Below are 23,142 nucleotides of genomic sequence, written 5' to 3' on the forward strand. Positions count from 1 at the left end.
CAGCGTATTGCGCGCCGCGCCGGCGATCCGGCGTCAGGCCAGCCCGCGCGCGGCGCGCACGGTGCGTTCGTCGGCGCGCCGGCGCACCAGTGCGCGGTTGCTCGACGCTTCGTCGCGCGCGTTTTCGCGGTGCCAGAGATGAAACACTTCCGTGGCAAAAGCGCCATCCTTGCGCTGGATCCCGGCGTTAAACAGGCGCACCACGAAGTCGGCATCCTCGTGTCCCCAGCCCTCGAAGCTTTCGTCGAAGCCGTTGACCACCTCGATGTCGGCGCGCCAGGCCGCCATGTTGCAGCCCTTGATGCGGCGCCAGCTAAAGCGCTTCTGCGCCCGGCCCAGGTCCGGCAGTTTGAACAGCAGCTGCAGCACCTTGTTGATATGGCCACGCGCGCGCAGCGCCAGCTTCTCGCCCAGCCCGAGTGCGTGCAGGTCGCGCCGGTCGGCCAGAACGCGCTGGGTGAACGCTTCGTCGAGCAGGATGCGGCTGCCGGTGACCATGAAGCCCGGCTGCGCCAGCATGCGGTGGCGCGCAACGAAGTCGTGCTGGGGAATGCAGTCGCCATCGAGCAGCAGGATGTATTCGCCGCGCGAGGCCAGGATGCCCTGGTTGCGCGCCATCGCCAGGCGAAAGCCCTGGTCCGGCTGCCACGCGTGGCGCAGCGGTACCGGCGCGCGCTGTTGCAGGCGCGCGACGCAGTCCCGGGTCGGATCGCCCGAGCCGTCATCGGCGATGATGATCTCGAAGTGGCGGTCGCTCTGCGCGAAGCACGCCTCGACCACCGCTTCCAGCGCGTCCGGCCGGTTGTAGGTGGCGATGATGATGGAAATGAGTGCGTCCTGCCGCATGGTCAGGTTCCGGTGGCCGGGGCCGGGGCCTGGGCCGGCTGGCGGGAAAAGCGCGCGCTCGCATACAGGGAGCCGGCCAGCAGCAGGAACCAGTACGCTTCCGTCACATCCCATAACAGGCTGTTGAACGAGGAACTGACCACGTAGATCGCCCATAGCAGCACCAGCGCATCGGCATGGAAGGAGCGCACGGCCAGGGCAGGGCGCAGCAGGCTGCCCAGCATGGCGAAATACAGCAGCAGGCCGGGCAGGCCAAGCTGCGCGCCGATCAGCAAAAATTCGCTGTGCGGCTGGTGGCGCGTTTCGGCCAGTTTGTCCTCCGGCCAGTCCTGGCGCGCGGTCGGCGCATACACTTCGGCGAACGACCCGGTTCCCAGGCCTGCCAGCGGATGGGCCACGATGATGCCGGTGCCGGCCCTCAGGTAACTCATGCGCAGGCCGTTGGGCGAGCGTTTCTGGTCGGTGCGCACTTCGGTGATCAGGTCATCGGTGCGCGCCTTGAAGTTGTTCGAGCTGGCGTAAAAGCCGACGAACAGCAGCACGATGGCACCCACCCCGAAAATCGTGCGCAGCACCGTGAAGCGCACGCGCAGCAGGAACAGCACCACCATGCCCACGAACAGGGTGACGTAGCCGGTCCGGCCCTGGTTCAGGAAGATGATCGGCACGCTGAACAGCACCCCGGCCACCAGGCACGCAACGCGCGCCCGCGCGCCCTGCACATAGGTCGCGCCCAGCATGCTGACCACGGTGGCAAAACTGAGCAGGATGCCGATCGTGATGTGGTTTTTGAACGAGAACGCATCCTTGGCGTCGCCGATGCGCCACCAGCCAAGCCTGGAGGTCGGCATCAGGTCGTGCCAGACCAGGTAGTTCGAGGTGGCCAGCACGGTGGCGCCGCCGAGGAACGCGGCCAGCGCGCGGGCCGGCATGGCGCGGTCGCGCATGCTCGTGGCCACGGCGATGGGCAGCACCAGCAGGCGCGCATATTTTTTCAGCGCCGAGACGATGTCGGCCTGCGGCCCGATCGACCAGCTCGCGCCGATGGCCAGCAGCGCCAGCAAACCGAGGGCCAGCAGCGCCGGCGGCGTGCGCACGGCGGCCCGCAGCGGGGCGCTGGTGGCCAGCGCGCCGGCGAAGCACAGCACGCACAAACCGGCAAAGACATTGGTCAGCCAGGTGGAGAACGGCACACAGAACAGCGTGAGCAGGAGCAGGTACTGGACCGCGCGCTCGAGCCGGGAGATCGGAAAAGCGGGAGAATCTTGCATCGTAGCAATAGCCTTGTTAAGCGACCTGGGTCGTGCATGCCGCGCCTGGGGCGTGGCGATACCGGGGGCAAGCGCCTTGCGGCGCCGGCCCCCTGAAATTTGTTCGCCATTTTACAGTACCGCCTCTGGCGGACGGCTAGCGCGCCGGTGCGAAGGCGGCGAAGCGCCGCCTCGCTTGTATTTACATCGTCTCCGCGATGTTGTTATGGCCGCACGCGGACCGCCTGTGCGAGAATGTCGGGCCTCCGGTACCGGCCGCGTCTTAAGATGGCGGCATGCCGCAACCGCACATGGCTTGTAGCCTGAACGCGAAAGAAAACGATGGAAAATAGTGTCATAGTCCGGCGCCTGCTGGCTATCGTCAAACCTTACCGCGCGCGCGCGCTGATGTCGCTGCTGGCCATGGCCGGCACCGCCGTCACCGAGCCGGCGCTCGGCTATGCGCTGCAACTGCTGATCGACAAAGGCTTCGGCCCGAACCGGGTCGAATTCAGCCTGTGGCTGGTGCCGCTGGTGCTGCTGTCGATTTTCATCGGGCGCGGCATCTTCACCTTCTCCACCGCCTACCTGAACAACTGGGTGATCAGCCGCGTGCTCAACGACCTGCGGCGCATGGTGTTCGACCGCTTGCTGCGCCTGCCCGTGGCGCGCTTTCACGAAGAATCGACCGGCAAGATCATCAACGTCGTCATCGGCGACGTGCGCCAGGTGGTCGACATGATCAATTCCGTGTTCGTCGCCTACGTGCGCGACTCGCTCGTCATCGTTGGCCTGCTGCTGATGCTGATGTGGACCAACTGGAAGCTGACCCTGATCGCCCTGGTGGTCATGCCCGTCACCGCCGGCATCGTGCGCACCACGGCCAAGCGCATGCGCCGCCTGAGCCGCGACAACCAGCGCGTGACCGCCGAGATGACCCAGGTGGTCGAGGAAGCGGCGCGCGGGCACCAGGTGATCCGCGTGTTCGCCGGCGAGCGTTACGAGCGCGAACGCTTCGAACAGCGCAGCAGCGCGCTGCTCGGCTTCTCGCAGCGCATCACCGTCGCCAGCGCCGCCACCGTGCCGATCACCCAGAGCGCCACCGCGCTGGCGGTATCGGTGGTGATCGTCATCGCCATGTCATCCGGGATGACGCAGGGAGAATTCATCAGCTTTATTACCATGATGCTGATGCTGCTCGCGCCCCTGAAGTCCCTGGTGGGCGTGAACGGCCCGCTGCAGCGCGGCATGGCCGCCGCCGAAACGGTGTTCGCCATGATCGACACCCCGGTCGAAGCCGACCCGGGCAAGGTCGTCATCGAGCGCGCGCGCGGGCACCTGCAGCTCCAGGACGTGCTGTTCCGCTACACCGACAACAACCCGCTGGCGCTTAACGGTGTCACGCTCGACGTGCTGCCGGGGCAGACCGTGGCCCTGGTGGGCATGTCGGGCGGCGGCAAATCGACGTTTGTGAACCTGGTCACGCGCTTTTATTCGCCGCAAGGCGGGCGCATTCTGCTCGACGGCGTGCCGTATGAAGACATCACCCTGCAAAGCCTGCGCGCGCAGCTGGCCATGGTCAGCCAGAACGTGGTGCTGTTCGACGATACCCTGGGCGCCAATATCGCCTACGGCGCCGAACGGGTCGACCTGGCGCGCCTGGCCGCGGCCATCAGGGCGGCCCACCTGGACGACGTGGTCGCAGCCCTGCCGGAAGGCGTCAATACCCCGATCGGCGAAAACGGCATGCGCCTGTCGGGCGGCCAGCGCCAGCGCGTGGCCATCGCGCGCGCCATCTACAAGGACGCGCCGATCCTGATCCTGGACGAAGCCACTTCCGCCCTCGACAACGAATCGGAACGCGCGGTGCAGGGCGCGCTCGACACCCTGATGGCAGGGCGCACCACGCTCGTCATCGCGCACCGTCTCTCGACCATCGAACGCGCCGACCGCATCGTGGTGCTCGACCAGGGCCGGATTGTCGAAGCGGGCCGCCACGACGAGCTGCTGGCGCTGGACGGCATGTACGCCAACCTGTACCGCCTGCAGTTCGCCAACAAGGTGGAAGCATGAGCATTGGCCGCACCCTGATCATCTCGCCGAACTGGATTGGCGACGCGGTCATGGCCCAGCCGCTGCTGCAGCTGCTCAAGCAGCAGCATCCGGCGCGCCCGATCGACGTGCTGGCGCCGCCCTCGGTGGCGCCGGCCTGGCGCGCCATGGCGGAAGTCGACAGCGTGCTCGAAACCCCGTTCCGCCACGGCGCGCTGCAGCTGGGCGAGCGCTGGCGCTACGCCAAGGTGCTGCGCGCGCGCGGCTACGTCGACGCCTACGTGCTGCCCAATACGATCAAGTACGCGCTGATCCCGTGGCTGGCCGGGATTGCGCGCCGGGTCGGCTACAAGGGTGAAATGCGTTACGGGCTGCTGAACGTCGTGCATCACGACGACAAGCCCAAACGTCCGATGGTGCCGTTTTACGCCGCCCTGGCCGGCGCGCCGGGCGCCGCGCTGCGGGCCGACGTGCCGCGCCCGGCGATGCAGGTCAGCCAGGAGCAGATTCTTGCGGTGCGCGCGCGCCACGGCATGGGCGGAGCAGGGCGGCTGGTGGTGTTTGCCCCCGGCGCCGAATTCGGCGCCGCCAAGCGCTGGCCGGCGCGCCACTTCGCCGCGCTGGCGCAATCGGTGCGCGAGCAGGATCCGTCCGCGCACATCGCCTTGCTCGGCTCCCCCAAGGACCGCGAGGCCTGCGCCGAGATCACGGCCCTGACCGGGACCGACGGCATCCACAACGTGGCCGGCGCCACCTCGCTGGCTGAAGCCATTTCGCTCATTGCCGGCGCGGCCGCGGTGGTGGCCAACGATTCCGGACTGCTGCACATTGCCTCGGCGCTGAACCGGCCGGTGATTGCGCTGTACGGACCGACCGATCCGGACCACGCCCCGCCGTTTTCCGACATCGCGCGCTCGATCTCGCTGCGGCTGGCCTGTTCGCCTTGCCGCCAGCGTGAATGCCCGCTGGGCCACCACGACTGCATGGAAAAGCTCGAACCTGCCATGGTCTGGCATGAGCTGCGCCAAATGTGAATCCGTGACGGCGCCGTGGGAGTAAAATCTTAACGCGATGCTGTTTTTGACAAGGTTAATTGATGAATCATCCCGTCATTCCAATCGTGGCCCAGGGCAGCAGCCGCCAGCGCAAGCGCCAGGCGCCCAAGGGCCGCCGCGTCGATCCGCAGGCGCTGCTGGAAGTGCAGGCATTGCTGGGCGTGCAATCGCGCCAGCGCGACCTGCTCATCGAGCATCTGCACAAGATCCAGGATGCCTTCGGCTGCCTGTCGCACGCCCATCTGGCGGCACTGGCGCAGGAAATGAAGCTGGCCCAGGCCGAGGTCTACGAGGTCGCCACCTTCTATCACCACTTCGACGTCGTGCGCGAAGGCGTCATGCGCGACAGCGACAGCGCGCCGCCGGCGTTGACGGTGCGCGTGTGCGACGGCCTGTCGTGCGACATGGCCGGCGCGCGCGACCTGATCGAACGTCTGCCCGCCATCCTGGGCGCTGACGTGCGCGTGCTCGCCGCGCCCTGCGTCGGCCGCTGCGAGCAAGCCCCGGCAGCCGTGGTCGGCCAGCACCCGCTCGCCCATGCCAGCTGCGACACGGTGGCGGCCGCGGTGGCGCACGGCCACACCAGGCACGCGCCCACCGGCTACATCGACTACGACAGCTACCGCGCCGCCGGCGGCTACGTCCTGGCGCGCGAATGCCACGACGGCCAGCGCGATGCCGAAGCGCTCATCACGACCATGGAGACATCGAGTCTGCGCGGCCTTGGCGGCGCCGGTTTCCCGACCGGGCGCAAATGGCGCATCGTGCGCAACGAGCCCGGTCCGCGCCTGATGGCGATCAATATCGACGAGGGCGAGCCGGGCACCTTCAAGGACCGCTACTACCTCGAACGCGACCCGCACCGCTTCCTCGAAGGCGCGCTGGTGGCGGCCTGGGTGGCCGGCGTCGATACCATCTATATCTACCTGCGCGACGAATACCACGGCTGCCGCGCGATGCTGGAAACCGAACTGGCGCGCCTGCGCGCCGATCCGCCGTTCCAGTCCATGCCCGAATTGATCCTGCGCCGCGGCGCCGGCGCCTACATCTGCGGCGAAGAATCGGCGATGATCGAATCGATCGAGGGCAAACGCGGCATGCCGCGCCTGCGTCCACCGTACGTGGCCCAGGTCGGCCTGTTCGGGCTGCCCACCCTGCAGCACAACTTCGAGACCCTGCACTGGGTGCGCGCCATCGTCGAGCAGGGCGCCGACTGGTTCAGCGGCCAGGGACGCCACGGCCGCAAGGGATTGCGTTCGTTTTCGATCTCCGGCAGGGTACGCGAACCGGGTGTCAAGCTGGCCCCGGCCGGCATCACCGTGCAGGAACTGATCGATGAATACTGCGGCGGCATGGCGCCGGGCCACCAGTTTTACGCTTACCTGCCGGGCGGCGCATCCGGCGGCATCCTGCCCGCCGCGCTCAATGCGATCCCGCTCGACTTCGACACCTTGCAGCCGTACGGCTGCTTCATCGGTTCGGCCGCCGTGGTGGTGCTGTCGGACCAGGATTCGGCGGTGGCGGCCGCGCGCAACACGCTGCGCTTCTTCAAGGACGAATCGTGCGGGCAGTGCACGCCGTGCCGCGTCGGCACTGCCAAGGCACTGGCGCTGATCGAGCAGCCGCAATGGGACACGCCACTGCTGGCCGAGCTGTCGCAGGTGATGCGCGACGCCTCGATTTGCGGCCTTGGCCAGGCCGCGCCGAATCCGTTCGACTGCGTCGTCAAATACTTTTCACATGAACTGGTGAAGCCATGAATGCGATCAGCAGGACCAAGCAGGCCGCCTTGCAGGGCGCGCCGGTGGAGCTGGAAATCAACGGCCGCCCGGTACGCGCCTTTGCCCACGAAACCCTGATCGAGGTGGCCGCGCGCGAAGGCATCGAGATTCCGCGCCTGTGCTACAAACCGGGCATGGACACGGCCGGGAACTGCCGCGCGTGCATGGTGGAGATCGACGGCGAACGGGTACTGGCGCCGTCCTGCTGTCGCCATCCGGCTGCCGGCATGAAGGTCACTACCGATAGTGCGCGCGCGGTGGCCGCGCAAAAGATGGTGCTCGAACTGCTGCAGTCCGACATGCCCGAGCGGGCTTACACGCGCCACAACGAAGTCGATTTCTGGGCGCGCAAGCTGGCCCTCGGCCAGCCGCGTTTCGCCGCGCGCAGCCAGCCGGCCCGCGACGCCTCGCACGCCGCCATCACCGTCAATCTCGACGCCTGCATCCAGTGCACGCGCTGCGTGCGCGCCTGCCGCGACGAGCAGGTCAACGACGTGATCGGCCTGGCCTTGCGCGGCGACCATGCGAAAATCGTGTTCGACATGGATGACCCGATGGGCGACTCCACCTGCGTCGGCTGCGGCGAATGCGTGCAGGCTTGCCCGACCGGCGCCCTGATGCCGGCGCGCGACGCCGCCCTGGCCGTGCCGGACAAGCAGGTCGATTCGGTCTGCCCCTACTGCGGCGTGGGTTGCCAGCTGACCTACAACATCAAGGACAATAAAATCCTGTTCGTGGAGGGGCGCGATGGCCCGGCCAACCGCGAACGCCTGTGCGTGAAGGGCCGTTATGGCTTCGATTATGCGCACCATCCGCACCGCCTGACGGTGCCGCTGATCCGCCGCGCCGCCGCGCCCAAGAGCGGCGAATTCACCATGGACCCGGCGCGCGTGCTCGACGTCTTCCGCGAGGCCACCTGGGAAGAAGCGCTCGATGCCGCAGGCGGCGCGCTGGCGCGCATCCGCGACACCTACGGCAAGCGCGCGCTGGCCGGCTTCGGCTCGGCCAAGGGCAGCAACGAAGAAGCCTATCTGTTCCAGAAGCTGGTACGTACCGGCTTTGGCAGCAACAACGTCGACCACTGCACGCGCCTGTGCCACGCATCGTCGGTAGCGGCCCTGCTGGAGGGCATCGGCTCGGGCGCCGTATCGAACCCGGTGATGGACGTGACCCTGGCCGAGGTGGTGATCGTCATCGGCGCCAACCCGACCGTCAACCATCCGGTGGCGGCGACCTGGATCAAGAACGCCATCAGGAACGGCACCAAGCTGGTGGTGTGCGACCCGCGCCGCTCGGACCTGGCGCGCAGCGCGCACCGCTACCTGCAGTTCAAGCCCGATACCGACGTGGCCCTGCTCAACGCGATGATGCACGTGATCGTGGCCGAAGGCCTGGTCGACCAGGACTTCATCGCCAGCCGCACCATCGGCTATGCGGAGCTGGAACAGAACGTGGCCGGCTACAGCCCCGAGCTGATGGCGCCGATCTGCGGCGTCGACGCCGACACCATCCGCTACGTGGCGCGCCTGTACGCCACCTCGAAGGCATCGATGATCTTGTGGGGCATGGGCATTTCGCAGCACATCCACGGGACCGATAACGCGCGCTGCCTGATCGCGCTGGCGCTGATGACCGGGCAGATCGGCCGCCCCGGCACCGGCCTGCATCCGCTGCGCGGCCAGAACAATGTGCAGGGCGCGTCCGACGCGGGGCTGATCCCGATGATGTTTCCCGATTACCAGCGGGTCGACAACCCGCTGGCGCTGGCGAAGTTCGAGCAGGCCTGGGGCATGCCGCTCGACTCCGCGCCCGGCCTGACGGTGGTCGAGATCATGCACGCCATCCCGCGCGGCGAGATCCGCGGCATGTACATCATGGGCGAAAACCCCGCCATGTCCGACCCCGACGCCAACCACGCCCGCGCTTCGCTGGCCGCGCTCGATCACCTGGTGGTGCAGGATATCTTCCTGACCGAGACCGCCTACCTGGCCGACGTGATCTTCCCGGCCAGCGCCTTTCCCGAAAAGACGGGCAGCTTCACCAACACCGACCGCCTGGTGCAGATCGGGCGCCAGGCCATCGATCCGCCGGGCCAGGCCAGGCAGGATCTGTGGATCATCCAGCAGATGGCCGCGCGCCTGGGGCTGGACTGGCAGTACGGCCATGTGTCGGAAGTGTTCGACGAAATGCGCCGCATCATGCCGAGCATCGGCGGCATCACGTGGGACAGGCTGGAACGCGAGCACGCCGTCACCTATCCGTGCACGAAGGAGGGCGATCCGGGCCAGCCGGTGGTGTTCACCGAGCAGTTCCCGCGCGAGTCCGGCCGCGCGCGTTTCGTCCCGGCCGATATCATCCCGGCCGCCGAGCGCCCCGACGCCGCGTATCCGATGGTGCTCATCACCGGCCGCCAGCTCGAACACTGGCATACCGGCAGCATGACGCGCCGCACGGCGGTGCTGGACGCGATCGAACCCGATCCGGTGGCGCTGGTCCACCCGCTCGACCTGGCGGCGCTGGGCGGCAAACCAGGCGACGTGGTGACCATCGCCTCGCGCCGCGGCGAAGTGGCCCTGTACGCGCGCGCCGACGACAGCTCGCCGCGCGGCGCGATCTTTGTGCCGTTCTGCTATTACGAAGCGGCCATCAACCGCCTCACCAATGCCGCGCTCGACCCGTTCGGCAAGATCCCCGAGTTCAAATACTGCGCCATCCGCGTGGCGCTCGGCGGTGTGGTGGAGCAGCAGGGCAGTTTCGGCGGCGGCCAGGTGCTGGCGGGGATGAGCATCCCATGACGCTGCCGCAGCTGAGCGACGCCCGCGCTGCCTTGACCCACGAGGTCGAGGTGCTCGATGAACGCGGCCGCCTCTCCACCATCGCCATCCCGGCCGAGCGGCCGCTGACGGTGTATGTGGACAAGCGCGAGCTGGTCACGCTGATGACGCTCGGCGGCGCGCCGGAAGCGCTCACGCTGGGCTACCTGCGCAACCAGCGCCTGGTGACATCGATCGCCGACATCGTCTCGGTGCAGGTTGACTGGTCGGTCGATGCGGTGGCGGTGGTCACGCGCGGCGGCATTGCCGATGTCGAGGCGCGCACCTCGAAGAAGGTGGTTACCACCGGCTGCGGCCAGGGCTCGGTTTTCGGCGGCCTGATGGACGATATCGACCAGATCGTGCTGCCACCGGATGCGCGCATTGCGCAATCCACCGTGTACCGCATCGTCGACACCATCCGCACGCAGCAATCGATCTACAAGCAGGCCGGCTCGGTGCACGGCTGCGCGCTGTTCTCGAACGCGGGCGAGCTGCTGTATTTCGTGGAGGACGTGGGCCGCCACAACGCGGTCGACGCCATCGCCGGGCGCATGTGGCTCGACGGCGTGGCGGGAGCCGACAAGGTGTTTTACACGACAGGCCGACTGACGTCGGAGATGGTCATCAAGGGCGCGCAGATGGGCATTCCTTTCCTGCTGTCGCGCTCCGGCACCACCCAGATGGGCCACATGGTCGCAGACAGGATCGGCATGGCCCTGCTGGCGCGCTGCACCGGCAAGCACTTTCTGCTGCTGACCGGCCATGGTCGCCTCGACTTCGAGCCGCTGCCGTCCTGATGTCGCTGCCCGAGGCCACCCACGCCGCATTCGCCCTGCTGCTGTCGGGCGACGCCGCGCTGTGGGGCATCGTCTGGATCTCGCTCAAGACCACCGTGCTTGGCCTGCTGCTGGCGACGCCGCCGGCGGTACTGCTCGGCTATGCGATTGCCAGCTACCGCTTCCCGGGCCGCCGCATCGCCATCTGGCTGGTGCAGGCCACCTTGTCGCTGCCGACCGTCCTGATTGGCCTTCTGCTGTATTTGCTGCTGTCGCGCCACGGCCCGTGGGGTTCGCTGCAGTGGCTGTTTTCGCAGCCGGGCATTGTGCTCGGCCAGTGCATTATCGCCACCCCGGTGCTGGTGGCTTTCACACTGGCGGCGGTGCAGGCGCTCGACCCGCGCTACGCCGAAACCGCGATTGCCCTGGGCGCGTCGCGCTGGCGCACCATGTTCACGGTGCTGCATGAAGTGCGCTTCGGCGTCATGGCTGCGGTGATCAGCGGTTTCGGGCGCGTGATTTCGGAAGTCGGCTGCGCGCTTATGGTAGGCGGGAATATCGCCGGTGAAACGCGCACCATCACCACCGCCATCGCGCTCGAAACAAGCAAGGGCGAGTTCGCGCAGGGCATTGCGCTGGGCATCGTGCTGGTGGCGCTGGCGCTGGCGATGAACGGCGCGCTGATGCTGCTGCAGGGCGACACGCGCACCGCGGGAGCCGGCGCATGAGTGCCTTGCTGCGTATCGACAAGCTGCGCAAGGCGCACGGCGCACGCGTGCTGTTCGAACTTGACGATGTGGTGCTCGACGCGGCGCGCGCCTATGTGCTCACCGGGATCAACGGCGCCGGCAAGAGCAGCCTGCTGCGCGTGCTGGCCGGACTTGAACCCGGCGAGGCATCCGGCGTGACTTGGCAAGGGCAGGCGCTGGCCTTGTCGCCGTATCCGTCACTACTGCGCGAGGCGATCGTGTATGTGCACCAGCATCCAGTGATGTTCTCGACCAGCGTGGCGGCCAACATCGGCTACGGCCTGCGTGCGCGCGGCGTCGGAAAAGCGCAGGCGGCGCAGGCGGTTACGCAGGCCATGGCATGGGCCGGCGTCGAACATCTGCATGGCAGTGATCCGGCCCGCCTGTCGGGCGGCGAGGTGCAGCGCGTGGCGCTGGCGCGCGCCTGGGTGCTGCGGCCAGCGCTGCTGCTGCTCGACGAACCGACTGCCAACCTCGATGGCGCTGCGCGCGAGCAGGTGATCGCCCTCATTCCGGCCCTGATCGCGGCCGGCAGCACGGTGGTCATGGCCTGCCACGACCGTGACCTGATCGGCATGCCCGGTGTGCAGCGCCTTAAACTACGTGATGGAAAGCTCGAATACAAATGATCAGGTACACCGCATTGGCCCTCTGGCTCTGCTTCGCCTCCCCGCTGGCCCTGGCCGCCGACCAGGTCCTGCGCCTGTCGACGACCACCAGCACTGACAATTCCGGCCTGCTGGCCTGGCTGCTGCCGCCGTTCGAGGCCAGGGCAGGCCTGAAGGTGCACGTGATTGCCGTCGGCAGCGGCAAGGCGCTGGAGCTGGCGAAGAATGGCGACGTCGACGCCGTCCTGGTGCACGCGCGCGCCGCCGAGGACCGCTTCGTGGCCGAGGGCCATGGCGTCGGCCGGCGCGACGTGATGTACAACGATTTTCTGCTGGCTTGCCCGCCGTCGGACCGGGCGGGAATCAAAGGCGGTACCGACATCGTGGCCGCCCTGCGCAAGCTGGCGGCCAGCGACGTGCGTTTCGTCTCGCGCGGCGACAATTCCGGCACCGACCACATGGAAAAGAGCTACTGGAAGGCCGCCGGCGTGCTGCCGCCGCCGGCGCGCTACCTGTCGGCCGGCCTGGGTATGGGCGAGGTGCTTACCATGGCGGCCGAGCTGCAAGCCTGCACCCTGACCGACCGCGCCACCTTCGCCACCTACAAGGACAAAACCGGGCTGGCGATCCTGGTGCAGGGCGACCCCAGGATGTTCAATCCCTATGGGATCATCGCCGTCAATCCGGCGCGCCACCCGGGCGTCAACCAGCGCGGGGCGCGCCAGCTGATCGATTGGATCACGTCCGCCGAAGGGCAGGCCAGAATTGCCGGCTTCAGGCCGGGCGGCCAGCAGCTGTTTTTCCCGTCGGCGCAACGGTAGCGCAAGAATGTATCGGAAGGGCGTAAGATAGCGGCCTTGCGCGCGGCCAGGGGGCGGCAAGCAAGCGAGCGGCAAGGAGAAGACGACGTGAGAGTTCTGTTATTTGGCGCCACCGGCATGGTCGGGCAGGGCGCGTTGCGTGAATGCCTGCAGGCCGCCGACGTGGAGCAGGTCGTGGCCATCGGGCGCACGCCCACCGGGCAGCGCCACCCCAAGCTGCGCGATGTGGTGCATGCCGATCTGTTCAACTTCGCCAGCGTGGCGGCGCAGCTGGAAGACTTCGACGCCTGCTTTTTTTGCGTGGGCGTGACGTCCTCGCGCATGAGCGAGCCTGACTACACGCGGATGACGTACGACATGACCCTGGCGGCCGCCAACGCAGTGGTCGCGCTCAATCCGCGCATGGTGTTCGTGTACGTGTCGGGCGCGGGGGCCGACAGCAGCGAAACCAGCGCCACCATGTGGGAGCGCGTGCGCGGCCGCACCGAAAACGCGCTGCTGGCGCTGCCGTTTCGCGGTGTGTACATCTTCCGCCCAGGGATGATCCAGCCGCTCGACGGCATCAAGTCCAAGACCACCGCTTACCGCATTTTCTATTCGCTGATGAAGCCCGTGCTGCCGCTGCTGCGCGCGGCCATGCCCAGGCATGTGCTGACCACGCGCCAGGTGGGGCAGGCCATGCTGGCCGTGGTGCGCAACGGCGCGCGCAAGCGGGTGCTCGAGAGTGCCGACATCGGGCCACTGGGCCGCAACGCCACGCCGCCGTAAGCCATCGATGGGCCGGCGCCACCACCACAGCGTGTACGTGATCGAGCTGTCGAAGGACGTGCTGTACGAACCGCGTTTCAAGAAGTCCAACCCGGATTACGTGACCGGAAAACCGTGCGTATATGTGGGGATGACGGGATTGAGTCCCGACCTGCGCTTCGACAAGCACAAGGCGGGCATCCAGGCCAACAAATTCGTGCAGAAGTACGGCCTGCGCCTGCTGCCCGCGCTGTACGCGGTCTACAATCCGATGCCCTACGCGGGCGCGGCCGACATGGAAGTCGAACTGGGCATCGGGCTGCGCGAGGCCGGCTACGGCGTGTGGCAGGCCTGAAGCGTCAGCGCACGCTCTGGATCAGGAAGCTGGCCTGGCCGCAGCTGCTCTGCGAGCGCTTGACCTGGCCCGGGCTGCAACTGCGCGAGCTGCCGTTCTTGTCGTAACAGGCATGCACTTCGCGCAAAAAGCGCCCGCCGCTGGCGCAGAACGGCAGCACGCCATCCCTGGCCAGGGCCGGATTGGCGCCCTTGAAGGCGCTGTACAACTCCTCGTTCGTCGTGCGTACCGGCGCCGCCGGTTTTTGATACGGCGCGGGGATCGCCAGCTGATCCTTGAGTTTGGCCGACAGCTCGAAATACGCCGCCGGTTCCAGCCCGGAGCAGGTACCGTGCTTGCTCCATTCGTGGCCGATCAGTTTCGGCGACGGGAACAGCGGCGTGTATTTTTCGCGCACGTCGCTGGGCAGCTTCTGGTTGCTGCAGTTCGACGGATAGCCCGATTCGTACTGCGGCCATAGCCCGTGCAGCACGAAGCCGAGCTGGCGTCCGACCGCGCATTGATCCGGATCGCTGCGGCTGGCGCAGTAGGACGGCGACCAGCTCATCGCCACCGCGTAGTAGTCGAACTGCCCGGTGACCGCCCGGGGTGCCTTGGCGTGAGCGGCCCCGGCCAGGGCCATGAGTGCCACCAGTGCATATTGCCGCAATTGGACCATGATAGTGCTCCGCTTCAAGGGTTGAATGAATGACTATTTTATCTGCAATTGTGTGTAAATAGCATTGATTGAACCCCTTCCTGATTGAAACCAAGCTTGCGGCAAACAGGTACCGGCCCGGCGCTTTCCGGCCGGCTGATAAAATAGCCCGTTCTGCTCAACGTGAAGATTCAAAATGGAAAAAATCATCCCCTATTTCGGCGCCATCGATCTGGCCTTGCCGAATGAATATAACGAAGCGATCTATCTGGTCGACGGGCGGGAGATTGACCTGTCGCTCGCTTTTTTCAACGCATTCGAGGGTGAGGATGGGATCACCGAATTTTCCGCGGTCAAGGATCTCGATCCGGCCGTGCTCGACCGGGTCGCCCGCTTCATGGAAGAGCTCGACAGCAAGATCGCACTGGCCCAGGCGGCCTGCATCGCCGACTTCCATGCCAATGGCGAAGTGCGGGACACGTACATCGATCATCATCTGTCCGAGTTTGCGCCCGAAGAACTGGCGGCGCTGATTGACGGTACCGATGCATCGCTACCGGTCGAAGAGCGCATGCTGGCGCGACTTCACCTGTGTCACATCGGCCTGCATCCCATGCCGGACGAATCGGACGGCTCGTTCGCCATGTTCGATTTCACCTTCGGCGAAGACCTGACCAACTATGTGGTCGCGGTCAAGTTCGCGGAAGATGGAACGATCCAGTCGGTCGACGTCGAAAGCTGACGTGGCCCGGGACCGCCCCGCGCTTCAGGCGGCGCGGCGCCGCCAGCGCATGCGCGCCGCACCGATGCCGGCCGCGCCGAGCGCCATCAGCGCCAGCGGGGCCGGTTCCGGCACCGCATTGACCTGGCTGATCGCGAAAGCGGTCTGGCCGGTCCAGAGCAAGCCGCGCGTTTGCACGCCGCCCGCGTTGCGGTAGTTGTAGACGTACTCTTCGCCGGTGATGGTCGAACTGTAGATCTGGTACCCGACGTCCGTCATGGACCAGGTGGTGGAAAATTTCAGCGGGCCGCCGATCCGGTAGCCGAACCGTTCAATCGTGCATTTCCAGAAGTACTGATCTCCCACGCCGCAACCAATGTAATCGTTGGAGTTGTTGTGCTTGAACGAAAGCAGTTCGTTGGCCGCGAACAGCCCGTCCTGATTGACGTCATCCGCGATAAAACTGCCGGCGATGACCGCTGCCGGATCGAAGCGGTCGGCTTCCTTGTCGAAAAAACCCGTATAGCTGAACTTGAACTCGATGGGTCCCGCCTGGGCTGCTGCGGTGCAGGCTGCAAGAACCGCCGCACTGATGAATCTACCGAACATGGCTACCTCCGCTGAGGATTGCTACCAACCGCCGGGGCGGACGATGCCCCCGGCCTGCCACGTGAAGGCCACGTGGTCAGCGGATCGTAGCAGGCGGACTCGTGCGCCCGGTAGCATATGCGCAACACATAAAGGATTTACCGTAGAAAAAATTTATCATCGAAAATTTTAGCTATCGGAATATTTTATTGGCCGTTTTATTGGGCTGCGGAAAAAATCTTCTTGCGCAGCGCCATCACATCAGGATGACGTCGTACTGTTCCTGGTGATACGCCGTCTCCACTTGCAGCGAAATCTGCTTGCCGATGAAGTCCCCCAGCATCGCCAGGTGCTGCGATTCTTCTTCCAGGAACAGATCCACCACCTCTTGCGAGGCGAGGATGCGGAACTCGCGCGGATTGAATTGCTTCGCTTCGCGCATCAGTTCGCGCAGGATTTCGTAGCAGATGGTGCGGCTGGTTTTCACCTGGCCCTTGCCGGCGCAGGCCGGGCAGGGTTCGCACAGGATATGCGCCAGCGACTCGCGCGTGCGCTTGCGTGTCATCTCCACCAGCCCCAGCGCCGAAAAGCCCGACACCGACACCTTGGTGCGGTCGCGCGAAAGCGTCTTTTTCAACTCCTGCAGCACCGCGTGGCGATGCTCGTTGTTGTCCATGTCGATGAAGTCGAGGATGATGATGCCGCCCAGGTTGCGCAGCCGCAGCTGGCGCGCGATCGCATGCGCCGCTTCCAGGTTGGTCTTGAAGATGGTATCGGCAAAATTGCGTCCGCCCACGAAGCCGCCCGTGTTCACGTCGATCGTCGTCATCGCCTCGGTCTGGTCGACGATCAGGTAGCCGCCCGATTTCAGGTCCACCCGCCGTCCGAGCGCGCGCAGGATCTCTTCCTCCACGCCGTACAGGTCGAACAGCGGGCGCTCGCCCGTGTAGTGCTGCAATCGCGTGAGCACCGTCGGCGTATAGGCTTTCGCAAATTCGACCAGCATGGCGTGGTTCTCGCGCGAGTCGACCTGGATGGTGGCCGTCTCGTCGTGCACGAAGTCGCGCAGCACGCGCTGGGCCAGGCTCAGGTCCTGGTACAGCAGGCTGGTGGCGGGGCGCGTGCGCGCGCCGTGGCAGATCGCGCCCCAGGTCTTGCGCAGGTAGTCCACGTCGGCCGCCAGGTCGCTGTCGGAGGCTTCTTCGGCCATGGTGCGCACGATGTAGCCGCCTTTTTCCTCGGGCGGCAGCAGGCTGTGAAGGCGCGTGCGCAGCAGTTCGCGCTCCGATTCCTTTTCGATTTTCTGCGAGATGCCGATATGGCTGTCCTGCGGCAGGTACACCAGCATGCGCCCGGCGATCGAAATCTGGGTCGACAGGCGCGCGCCCTTGGTGCCGATCGGGTCCTTGATCACCTGCACAGTGAGCACCTGGCCGTCGAACAGGATCTTTTCGATCGGGGTCGGGGCCACGCTCGGGCCTTCATGGGTGCGCGCTTCCCAGATGTCGGCCACGTGCAGGAAGGCCGCGCGTTCCAGGCCGATGTCGATAAAAGCCGACTGCATCCCCGGCAGCACGCGTACCACCTTGCCCGAGTAGACGTTACCGGCCAGGCCGCGCGTGAGCGTGCGCTCGATGTGCAGTTCCTGCACGGCGCCTTGCAGGATGAGCGCCACGCGCGTCTCCTGCGGAGTGATGTTAATGAGGATGTCTTCGTTCATTGTTCAGGGCCGCCGTGCAGATGATGGTGTTAGGGACGAGGCCTGGGAGGCAGGGCCGCTGCGCGCGCGCAATCGCATCAGGCCAGCGGAATGCCCGCTTCGCGCAGCAGTTGCGCGGTCTCGAACAGGGGCAGTCCGACGATGCCGGAGTGGCTGCCTTCGATATGTTCGACGAACAGCGCGGCCAGGCCTTGCAGGCCGTAGCCGCCCGCCTTGTCGTACGGTTCGGGAGTGGAGCAGTAAGCCTTGATCGACGCCGGCGAGAGCTTGGCGAAGCGCACCTGGGACACCTGGGTGACCTGGCGCTGCATGTCGGTGTGATGGACCGCAATCGCGGTCAGCACCTGGTGCGTGCGTCCGGACAGGCGTTCGAGCATTTCCTTCGCCTCGTTGGGCGAGGCGGGCTTGCCGAGGATCTGGCCATCGATGGTGACGGTGGTGTCGGCCGCCAGCACCGGACGCAGGGTCAGGCGGCGGTGCTGCACCATGCTCCAGCCGAAGGCCGCTTTTTCGTTGGCCACGCGCGCCACATAGTCGATGGCCGCTTCGCCCGGGTTCACCAGTTCGGTGACGTCCGGACCGCGCGGCGTATCGTTGCGCAGCGTGAGCAGCTCGAACTCCACGCCGATCTGGCGCAGCAATTCACGCCGGCGCGGGCTTTTGGAAGCAAGGTAGATTTTTCTGTCGATCGGTTTCATCGGATTCCCGTTTTCTCAGACGCGATGATAAGGGTGATTCTGCGTGATCGACCACGCCCTATACAACTGCTCGGCAAGCATAACACGCACGATGCCGTGCGGGAGCGTCATACTGGAAATACGAATCAGCCCCTCGGCGCGCGCCTTGAGTTCGGGATCGAGGCCGTCGGCCCCGCCGATCAGGAAGACGGTGTCGCGCCCGTCCTGCTGCCACTGCATCAGCTGCTGGGACAGGCCCACGCTGGTCAGGTCCTTGCCGCGTTCATCGAGCGCGATCAGGCGTGCGCTCTTGGGCAGGACCGCTTCGATGCGCTCGCGTTCGAGCGCCATGGCGGTAGCCGCCGTTTTGCTGCCGGAGCGTTCGACCGGCTTGATTTCCTTGAGCACGATGCGCAATTCAGGCGGCATGCGCTTCGTGTACTCGGAAAAGCCGGTCTCGATCCAACCGGGCATCTTGTGGCCGACCGCAGCGATAATGAGCTGCATCGACGCTTACTCTGCGTCTTTTTTGGCGACGCGCTTGATGACTTTTTTGACCGGCACGGCGTCCGCTGGTGCTTTTGGCGCCTTGACGGCGGCTGCGCGTTTCGGCGGCAGTGCCTTGAGGGCCTTGACGGCGGCTTCTTCGGTCTTGGTCGCGGCGACCTTGACCACTTTGCCAACAGCTTTCGACGCTGCTTTTTTGGCAGGCGCTTTTTTCGCGGCGGCGGGGGTCTTGGCGGCAGCGGCTTTTTTGGCTGCCGGTTTGCGTTCGTTGACCGGTTTGACTTCAGGTGCTTCCTGGGTCGAGGCGAGGTGCTTCGACTTCGGCTTCGCTTCAGCCGCTTCGGCTGCTTCCACGGTGCCTTTGCGTTTGGCCGCACCGAGCTTCACAGGCTTGTCGCCCCAGATTTCTTCGAGACGGTAGTACTGGCGGATCGCCGGCTGCATGATGTGGACGATCATGTCGCCCAGATCGACCAGGACCCATTCGCCGGTGTCTTCGCCTTCGATGCCGATCACGTCGCCGCCAGCTGCCTTGACCTTGTCGCGCACGGAGGCGGCAAGCGCCTTGGTCTGACGGTTGGAGGTGCCGGAAACGACGGCGATGCGGTCAAAAAGGCTGGTCAGGTGAACGGTATCGAACACGGTAATGTCCTGGCCCTTCACATCTTCGAGGGCGTCGACGACGAGGGTCTGCAGTTTTTTAATATCCATTAGATTTCGTATAAATTATGTTGTTGAATATAGTCTAGCACTACCGGGGAGATAAGCGAGTTTGCCTTCTCGCCCCGTTGTAATGCCGCACGAATCTGGGTGGCGGAGATGTCCACGTCCAGCGTCTCGGCCAGGTAAGCCCTGCCGGACGGGGTGTTACGCAATTGCGCCAGGCTGCCCCGGCGCATGGTGAGTTCTTCGGCGACGGCCGCCGGCAATGCCGCATCGGCCATCGAAAATCCCGGGCGCGCAGCCACGCCGATATGGGCCAGCTCGAACAGCGCGCGCCATTCGCGCCAGCTGTCGAGCTGCTGCAGCTGGTCCGATCCCATCAGGAATACGATCGATGCCTGCGGCCCGAGTTCGGCGCGCACGCTGCGCAATGTGTCGATGGTGTAGGTCGGCGTGCCGCGTTCGATTTCCTGCAGGTCCAGCATGACCGGGTGCGCGCTATCGGCAGCGGCAAAGGCCAGGCGCAGCATGGCGACGCGGTCGGCGTCGCCGGCCTGCAGGCGGCTCTTCTGCCACGGACTGCCGGCCGGCAGGATGCGCAGCTGGTCCGGTTCGAGCAGGGTGGCAAACAAGGTGGCCAGCGCCACATGACCATTATGAACCGGGTCGAAACTGCCTCCCAGCAGCGCGACGCACAAGGTCACGTAAGGAGCCAGTCGCGATGGACCAGGAAGTCGCTGTACAGCGCCGCTTCGGCGCTGCCGGCTTCCGGATGCCAGTCGTAGCGCCACTTGACGATCGGCGGCATCGACATCAGGATCGCTTCGGTGCGCCCGCCCGACTGCAGGCCGAACAGGGTGCCGCGGTCCCACACCAGGTTGAATTCCACATAGCGGCCGCGCCGGTATGCCTGGAAATCGCGTTCGCGCTCGCCGTACGGCGTGTCCTTGCGGGCCATCAGGATCGGCAGGTAGGCCTTGACGAAGGAGTCGCCCACGCTTTGCGTCATCGCGTACGACATGTCGAAACCGGCTTCGTTGAAGTCGTCGAAGAAGATCCCGCCCACGCCGCGCGGCTCCTTGCGGTGTTTCAGGTAGAAGTAATCGTCGCACCAGCGCTTGAAGCGCGCGTGCAGCGTGCTGCCGAAGGGCGCGAGCGCATCGTGGCAGCTCTGGTGGAAGTGGCGCGTATCGCCTTCGTCGCCGTAGTAGGGCGTCAGGTCCATGCCGCCGCCGAACCACCATACCGGATCTTCGCCGGGTGCGGTGGCGGTGAAGAAGCGCACGTTCATGTGGACCGTCGGCGCGTACGGATTGCGCGGATGGAGTACCAGCGACACGCCCATCGCTTCCCAGGCGCGGCCGGCCAGTTCGGGACGCGACGCCGCGGCCGATGGCGGCAGGTTGGCGCCCATCACGTGCGAGAAATTGACGCCGCCGCGTTCCAGGACATTGCCTTCCTCGATCAGGCGCGAGATGCCGCCGCCGCCCTCGGGACGTTCCCATTCTTCACGCAGGAACGGCTTGCCGTCGGCGTCTTCGAGCGCTTGCACGATGCGCGCTTGCAGGTCGAGTAGCCAGGCCTTGACGGCCGCAGGGGAAGGGGATGACATCGGGGAGCGTGATCGGAGAATAAAAATTGAGGACGAATTGTACACCGTCCGCGCATTTTATGATATGCGCAGCTAGTACACCGTCGTTCCCGCGCCAAGGAGCACTCGGCGGGAACGACGTGGGGTGCCTAGTGCTTCAAACCCCGCCACCCGATATCACGGCGGAACTGCGCGCCGTTAAAGTGGATCTTGTCGACCGTCTCGTAAGCCTGCTTCTGCGCCATCTTCACGCTGTCGCCCAGGCCGACCACGCACAGCACGCGTCCACCGCTGGTCACCAGCTTGCCGCCGGCCTGCTGCGTACCCGCATGGAAGGTCACGCATTCCGGCGTTTCGGCGGGAATCCCGTCGATCACATCGCCCTTGCGCGGGTCGTCCGGATAGCCGGCAGCGGCCATCACCACGCCCACCGCCGTGCGGCGGTCCCATTCCAGTTCGACCGTGTCGAGCGTGCCGTTCACCGCATGCTCCATTACCGTCACCAGGTCGCTCTTGAGGCGCGCCATGATCGGCTGCGTCTCGGGGTCGCCCATGCGGCAGTTGAATTCCAGCGTCTTCGGGTTGCCTTTGTCGTCGATCATCAAGCCCGCGTACAGGAAGCCGGTGAACGCAATGCCGTCCTTGGCCATGCCGTTGATGGTCGGGTTGATAATTTCGCGCATCACGCGCGCATGCATGGCCGGCGTGACGATCGGCGCCGGCGAATAGGCGCCCATGCCGCCCGTGTTCGGACCTTCATCGGCATCCTTGAGGCGCTTGTGATCCTGGCTGGTGGCCAGCGCCAGGATGTTCTTCCCGTCGCACATGACGATGAAGCTCGCTTCCTCGCCCGCCAAGAATTCTTCGATCACGATGCGCGCGCCGGCGTCGCCGAAACGATTGTCGGCCAGCATATGGTCGACCGCCTGGTGCGCTTCTTCCAGTGTCATCGCGACAACCACGCCTTTGCCGGCCGCCAGGCCGTCGGCCTTGATGACGATCGGCGCGCCGTTGGCGTCGATGTAGGCGTGCGCCTGCGCCACGTCCGAAAACGTCTGGTAGGTCGCGGTCGGAATGCCGTGGCGCTGCATGAAGGCCTTGGCGAAGTCCTTCGAGCTTTCCAGCTGCGCCGCTTCTTTGGTGGGCCCGAAAATCTTCAGGCCGCGGCCGCGGAACAGGTTGACGATGCCGGCCGCCAGCGGCGTCTCGGGACCGACCACGGTCAGGGCGATGCCTTCGCGCTGGACGAATTCGGCCAGCTGCTCCGGATCGGTCAGTTCGACATTGACCAGGCGGATGTCGCGCGCCGTGCCGCCATTGCCCGGGGCCACGTAGACCATCTGGATACGTTCGGATTGGGCCAGTTTCCAGGCCAGTGCATGTTCACGGCCGCCAGAGCCGACTACCAGGATTTTCATAGGAGCTTAATCTTCGATCAGGACGTTGGTATAGACTTCCTGCACATCGTCGAGGTTCTCGAGCGCGTCGAGAATTTTTTGCATCTTGATGCCGTCTTCGCCCGCGATCACGGTCTCGGTCGACGGCTTCATGATGATCTCGGCCACTTCGGCCTTGAAGCCGGCCGCTTCCAGCGCTTCCTTCACGGTGGCGAAACCGAACGGATCGCACAGCACTTCGAAGCCGCCTTCGTCGTCGGCCACCACGTCTTCGGCGCCCGCTTCGAGGGCCGCTTCCATCAACTTGTCTTCGTCCACGCCGGGCGCGAACAGGAACTGGCCGCAGTGCTTGAACATGAAGGCGACCGAACCTTCGGTGCCCATGTTGCCGCCGTGTTTATTGAAAGCGTGGCGCACTTCGGCCACCGTGCGTACACGGTTGTCGGTCATGCAGTCGACGATGATGGCCGCGCCGCCGATGCCGTAGCCTTCGTAGCGCACTTCTTCGTAGTTCACGCCTTCGAGTCCGCCCGAGCCGCGCTGGATGGCGCGCGTGACGTTCTCTTTCGGCATATTGGCGTCAGCCGCCTTGTCCACCGCCAGGCGCAGGCGCGGATTGGTGGCGATGTCGGGGCCGCCCATGCGCGCGCCAACGGTGATTTCCTTGATCAATCGGGTCCAGATCTTGCCGCGCTTGGCGTCGGTAGCGGCCTTCTTGTGCTTGATATTGGCCCATTTGCTGTGTCCAGCCATGTCGAAATTTCCTTAGACGGTATGCATCAGTG

Annotated in this window: 23 protein-coding genes; 11 read left to right on the plus strand and 12 right to left on the minus strand. The window is 65.6% G+C overall.

Annotation, left to right across the window (positions count from 1 at the left end):
• Positions 1 to 33: 33 nt before the first annotated feature.
• On the minus strand, positions 34 to 846 hold the full coding sequence (locus RBA41_RS11305; protein ID WP_306623833.1) for a glycosyltransferase family 2 protein: 813 nt from the start codon (positions 844 to 846) through the stop codon (positions 34 to 36).
• A 2-nt stretch (positions 847 to 848) separates the two neighbouring features.
• Positions 849 to 2,117: an O-antigen ligase family protein gene (locus tag RBA41_RS11310; protein ID WP_306623836.1), complete on the minus strand. Its 1,269-nt coding sequence runs from the start codon at positions 2,115 to 2,117 to the stop codon at positions 849 to 851.
• A 321-nt stretch (positions 2,118 to 2,438) separates the two neighbouring features.
• Between RBA41_RS11310 and msbA the strand changes: the two genes are divergently transcribed.
• The 10 genes from msbA to RBA41_RS11360 all read left to right on the plus strand — a co-directional run bounded on the left by msbA (position 2,439) and on the right by RBA41_RS11360 (position 13,856).
• The gene (msbA, locus tag RBA41_RS11315) at positions 2,439 to 4,169 is read left to right on the plus strand and encodes a lipid A export permease/ATP-binding protein MsbA (protein WP_306623838.1); all 1,731 of its coding nucleotides are present in this window, start codon (positions 2,439 to 2,441) and stop codon (positions 4,167 to 4,169) included.
• Positions 4,166 to 5,182 (plus strand): lipopolysaccharide heptosyltransferase II, encoded by a 1,017-nt coding sequence (waaF, locus tag RBA41_RS11320; RefSeq protein ID WP_306623841.1) that lies wholly within the window; start codon positions 4,166 to 4,168, stop codon positions 5,180 to 5,182. The genes msbA and waaF overlap by 4 nt, the downstream gene beginning before the upstream one ends.
• A gap of 62 nt (positions 5,183 to 5,244) precedes the next feature.
• Positions 5,245 to 6,963 carry an NAD(P)H-dependent oxidoreductase subunit E gene (locus RBA41_RS11325; RefSeq protein ID WP_306623843.1) on the plus strand — a complete coding sequence of 573 codons (1,719 nt, stop codon included), beginning with the start codon at positions 5,245 to 5,247 and terminating at the stop codon, positions 6,961 to 6,963.
• The gene (gene fdhF, locus RBA41_RS11330) at positions 6,960 to 9,779 is read left to right on the plus strand and encodes a formate dehydrogenase subunit alpha (RefSeq protein ID WP_306623845.1); all 2,820 of its coding nucleotides are present in this window, start codon (positions 6,960 to 6,962) and stop codon (positions 9,777 to 9,779) included. The genes RBA41_RS11325 and fdhF overlap by 4 nt, the downstream gene beginning before the upstream one ends.
• Entirely contained in the window at positions 9,776 to 10,597 is an 822-nt protein-coding gene (locus RBA41_RS11335) for a formate dehydrogenase accessory sulfurtransferase FdhD (protein ID WP_306623847.1), read from the plus strand. Before fdhF ends, RBA41_RS11335 begins: the two co-directional genes overlap by 4 nt.
• On the plus strand, positions 10,597 to 11,304 hold the full coding sequence (locus RBA41_RS11340) for an ABC transporter permease (protein WP_306623849.1): 708 nt from the start codon (positions 10,597 to 10,599) through the stop codon (positions 11,302 to 11,304). Before RBA41_RS11335 ends, RBA41_RS11340 begins: the two co-directional genes overlap by 1 nt.
• The gene (locus RBA41_RS11345; RefSeq protein WP_306623851.1) at positions 11,301 to 11,954 is read left to right on the plus strand and encodes an ABC transporter ATP-binding protein; all 654 of its coding nucleotides are present in this window, start codon (positions 11,301 to 11,303) and stop codon (positions 11,952 to 11,954) included. Before RBA41_RS11340 ends, RBA41_RS11345 begins: the two co-directional genes overlap by 4 nt.
• The gene (locus RBA41_RS11350; RefSeq protein WP_306623852.1) at positions 11,951 to 12,754 is read left to right on the plus strand and encodes an ABC transporter substrate-binding protein; all 804 of its coding nucleotides are present in this window, start codon (positions 11,951 to 11,953) and stop codon (positions 12,752 to 12,754) included. Before RBA41_RS11345 ends, RBA41_RS11350 begins: the two co-directional genes overlap by 4 nt.
• Positions 12,755 to 12,841: 87 nt before the next feature.
• Positions 12,842 to 13,522, plus strand: a complete 681-nt coding sequence (locus tag RBA41_RS11355) for an NAD(P)H-binding protein (protein WP_306623854.1) — start codon at positions 12,842 to 12,844, stop codon at positions 13,520 to 13,522.
• Between the two features lie 7 nt (positions 13,523 to 13,529).
• Positions 13,530 to 13,856, plus strand: a complete 327-nt coding sequence (locus RBA41_RS11360; RefSeq protein ID WP_306623856.1) for a hypothetical protein — start codon at positions 13,530 to 13,532, stop codon at positions 13,854 to 13,856.
• 4 nt (positions 13,857 to 13,860) lie between these two features.
• Here RBA41_RS11360 and RBA41_RS11365 read toward each other — a convergent pair whose 3' ends face one another.
• Complete coding sequence (locus RBA41_RS11365; protein WP_306623858.1) at positions 13,861 to 14,514, minus strand: ribonuclease T2 family protein; 654 nt, start codon at positions 14,512 to 14,514, stop codon at positions 13,861 to 13,863.
• A gap of 175 nt (positions 14,515 to 14,689) precedes the next feature.
• On the opposite strand from RBA41_RS11365, the gene RBA41_RS11370 reads away from it, so the two are divergent.
• Entirely contained in the window at positions 14,690 to 15,235 is a 546-nt protein-coding gene (locus RBA41_RS11370; protein WP_306623860.1) for a DUF2004 domain-containing protein, read from the plus strand.
• A gap of 24 nt (positions 15,236 to 15,259) precedes the next feature.
• Here RBA41_RS11370 and RBA41_RS11375 read toward each other — a convergent pair whose 3' ends face one another.
• The 9 genes from RBA41_RS11375 to RBA41_RS11415 form a co-directional block, all read right to left on the minus strand.
• Positions 15,260 to 15,823 carry a PEP-CTERM sorting domain-containing protein gene (locus RBA41_RS11375; RefSeq protein WP_306623861.1) on the minus strand — a complete coding sequence of 188 codons (564 nt, stop codon included), beginning with the start codon at positions 15,821 to 15,823 and terminating at the stop codon, positions 15,260 to 15,262.
• Between the two features lie 235 nt (positions 15,824 to 16,058).
• Entirely contained in the window at positions 16,059 to 17,522 is a 1,464-nt protein-coding gene (rng, locus tag RBA41_RS11380; RefSeq protein ID WP_099875362.1) for a ribonuclease G, read from the minus strand.
• Positions 17,523 to 17,599: 77 nt separating this feature from the next.
• Entirely contained in the window at positions 17,600 to 18,220 is a 621-nt protein-coding gene (locus RBA41_RS11385) for a Maf family protein (protein WP_306623863.1), read from the minus strand.
• A 15-nt stretch (positions 18,221 to 18,235) separates the two neighbouring features.
• Positions 18,236 to 18,706 carry a 23S rRNA (pseudouridine(1915)-N(3))-methyltransferase RlmH gene (rlmH, locus tag RBA41_RS11390; RefSeq protein WP_054264401.1) on the minus strand — a complete coding sequence of 157 codons (471 nt, stop codon included), beginning with the start codon at positions 18,704 to 18,706 and terminating at the stop codon, positions 18,236 to 18,238.
• Between the two features lie 6 nt (positions 18,707 to 18,712).
• Positions 18,713 to 19,417: a ribosome silencing factor gene (gene rsfS / locus RBA41_RS11395; RefSeq protein ID WP_099875364.1), complete on the minus strand. Its 705-nt coding sequence runs from the start codon at positions 19,415 to 19,417 to the stop codon at positions 18,713 to 18,715.
• Positions 19,417 to 20,073, minus strand: coding sequence for a nicotinate-nucleotide adenylyltransferase (locus RBA41_RS11400; protein ID WP_306623865.1), 657 nt, complete (start codon positions 20,071 to 20,073; stop codon positions 19,417 to 19,419). Before RBA41_RS11400 ends, rsfS begins: the two co-directional genes overlap by 1 nt.
• Positions 20,070 to 20,981: an oxygen-dependent coproporphyrinogen oxidase gene (gene hemF, locus RBA41_RS11405; RefSeq protein WP_306623867.1), complete on the minus strand. Its 912-nt coding sequence runs from the start codon at positions 20,979 to 20,981 to the stop codon at positions 20,070 to 20,072. Before hemF ends, RBA41_RS11400 begins: the two co-directional genes overlap by 4 nt.
• A gap of 128 nt (positions 20,982 to 21,109) precedes the next feature.
• The gene (gene purD / locus RBA41_RS11410) at positions 21,110 to 22,378 is read right to left on the minus strand and encodes a phosphoribosylamine--glycine ligase (protein WP_306623869.1); all 1,269 of its coding nucleotides are present in this window, start codon (positions 22,376 to 22,378) and stop codon (positions 21,110 to 21,112) included.
• Between the two features lie 6 nt (positions 22,379 to 22,384).
• The gene (locus RBA41_RS11415; protein WP_306623870.1) at positions 22,385 to 23,110 is read right to left on the minus strand and encodes a YebC/PmpR family DNA-binding transcriptional regulator; all 726 of its coding nucleotides are present in this window, start codon (positions 23,108 to 23,110) and stop codon (positions 22,385 to 22,387) included.
• Positions 23,111 to 23,142 lie beyond the last annotated feature (32 nt).

This window comes from Massilia scottii (assembly GCF_030846495.1).
GTDB lineage: Bacteria > Pseudomonadota > Gammaproteobacteria > Burkholderiales > Burkholderiaceae_D > Telluria_A > Telluria_A violaceinigra.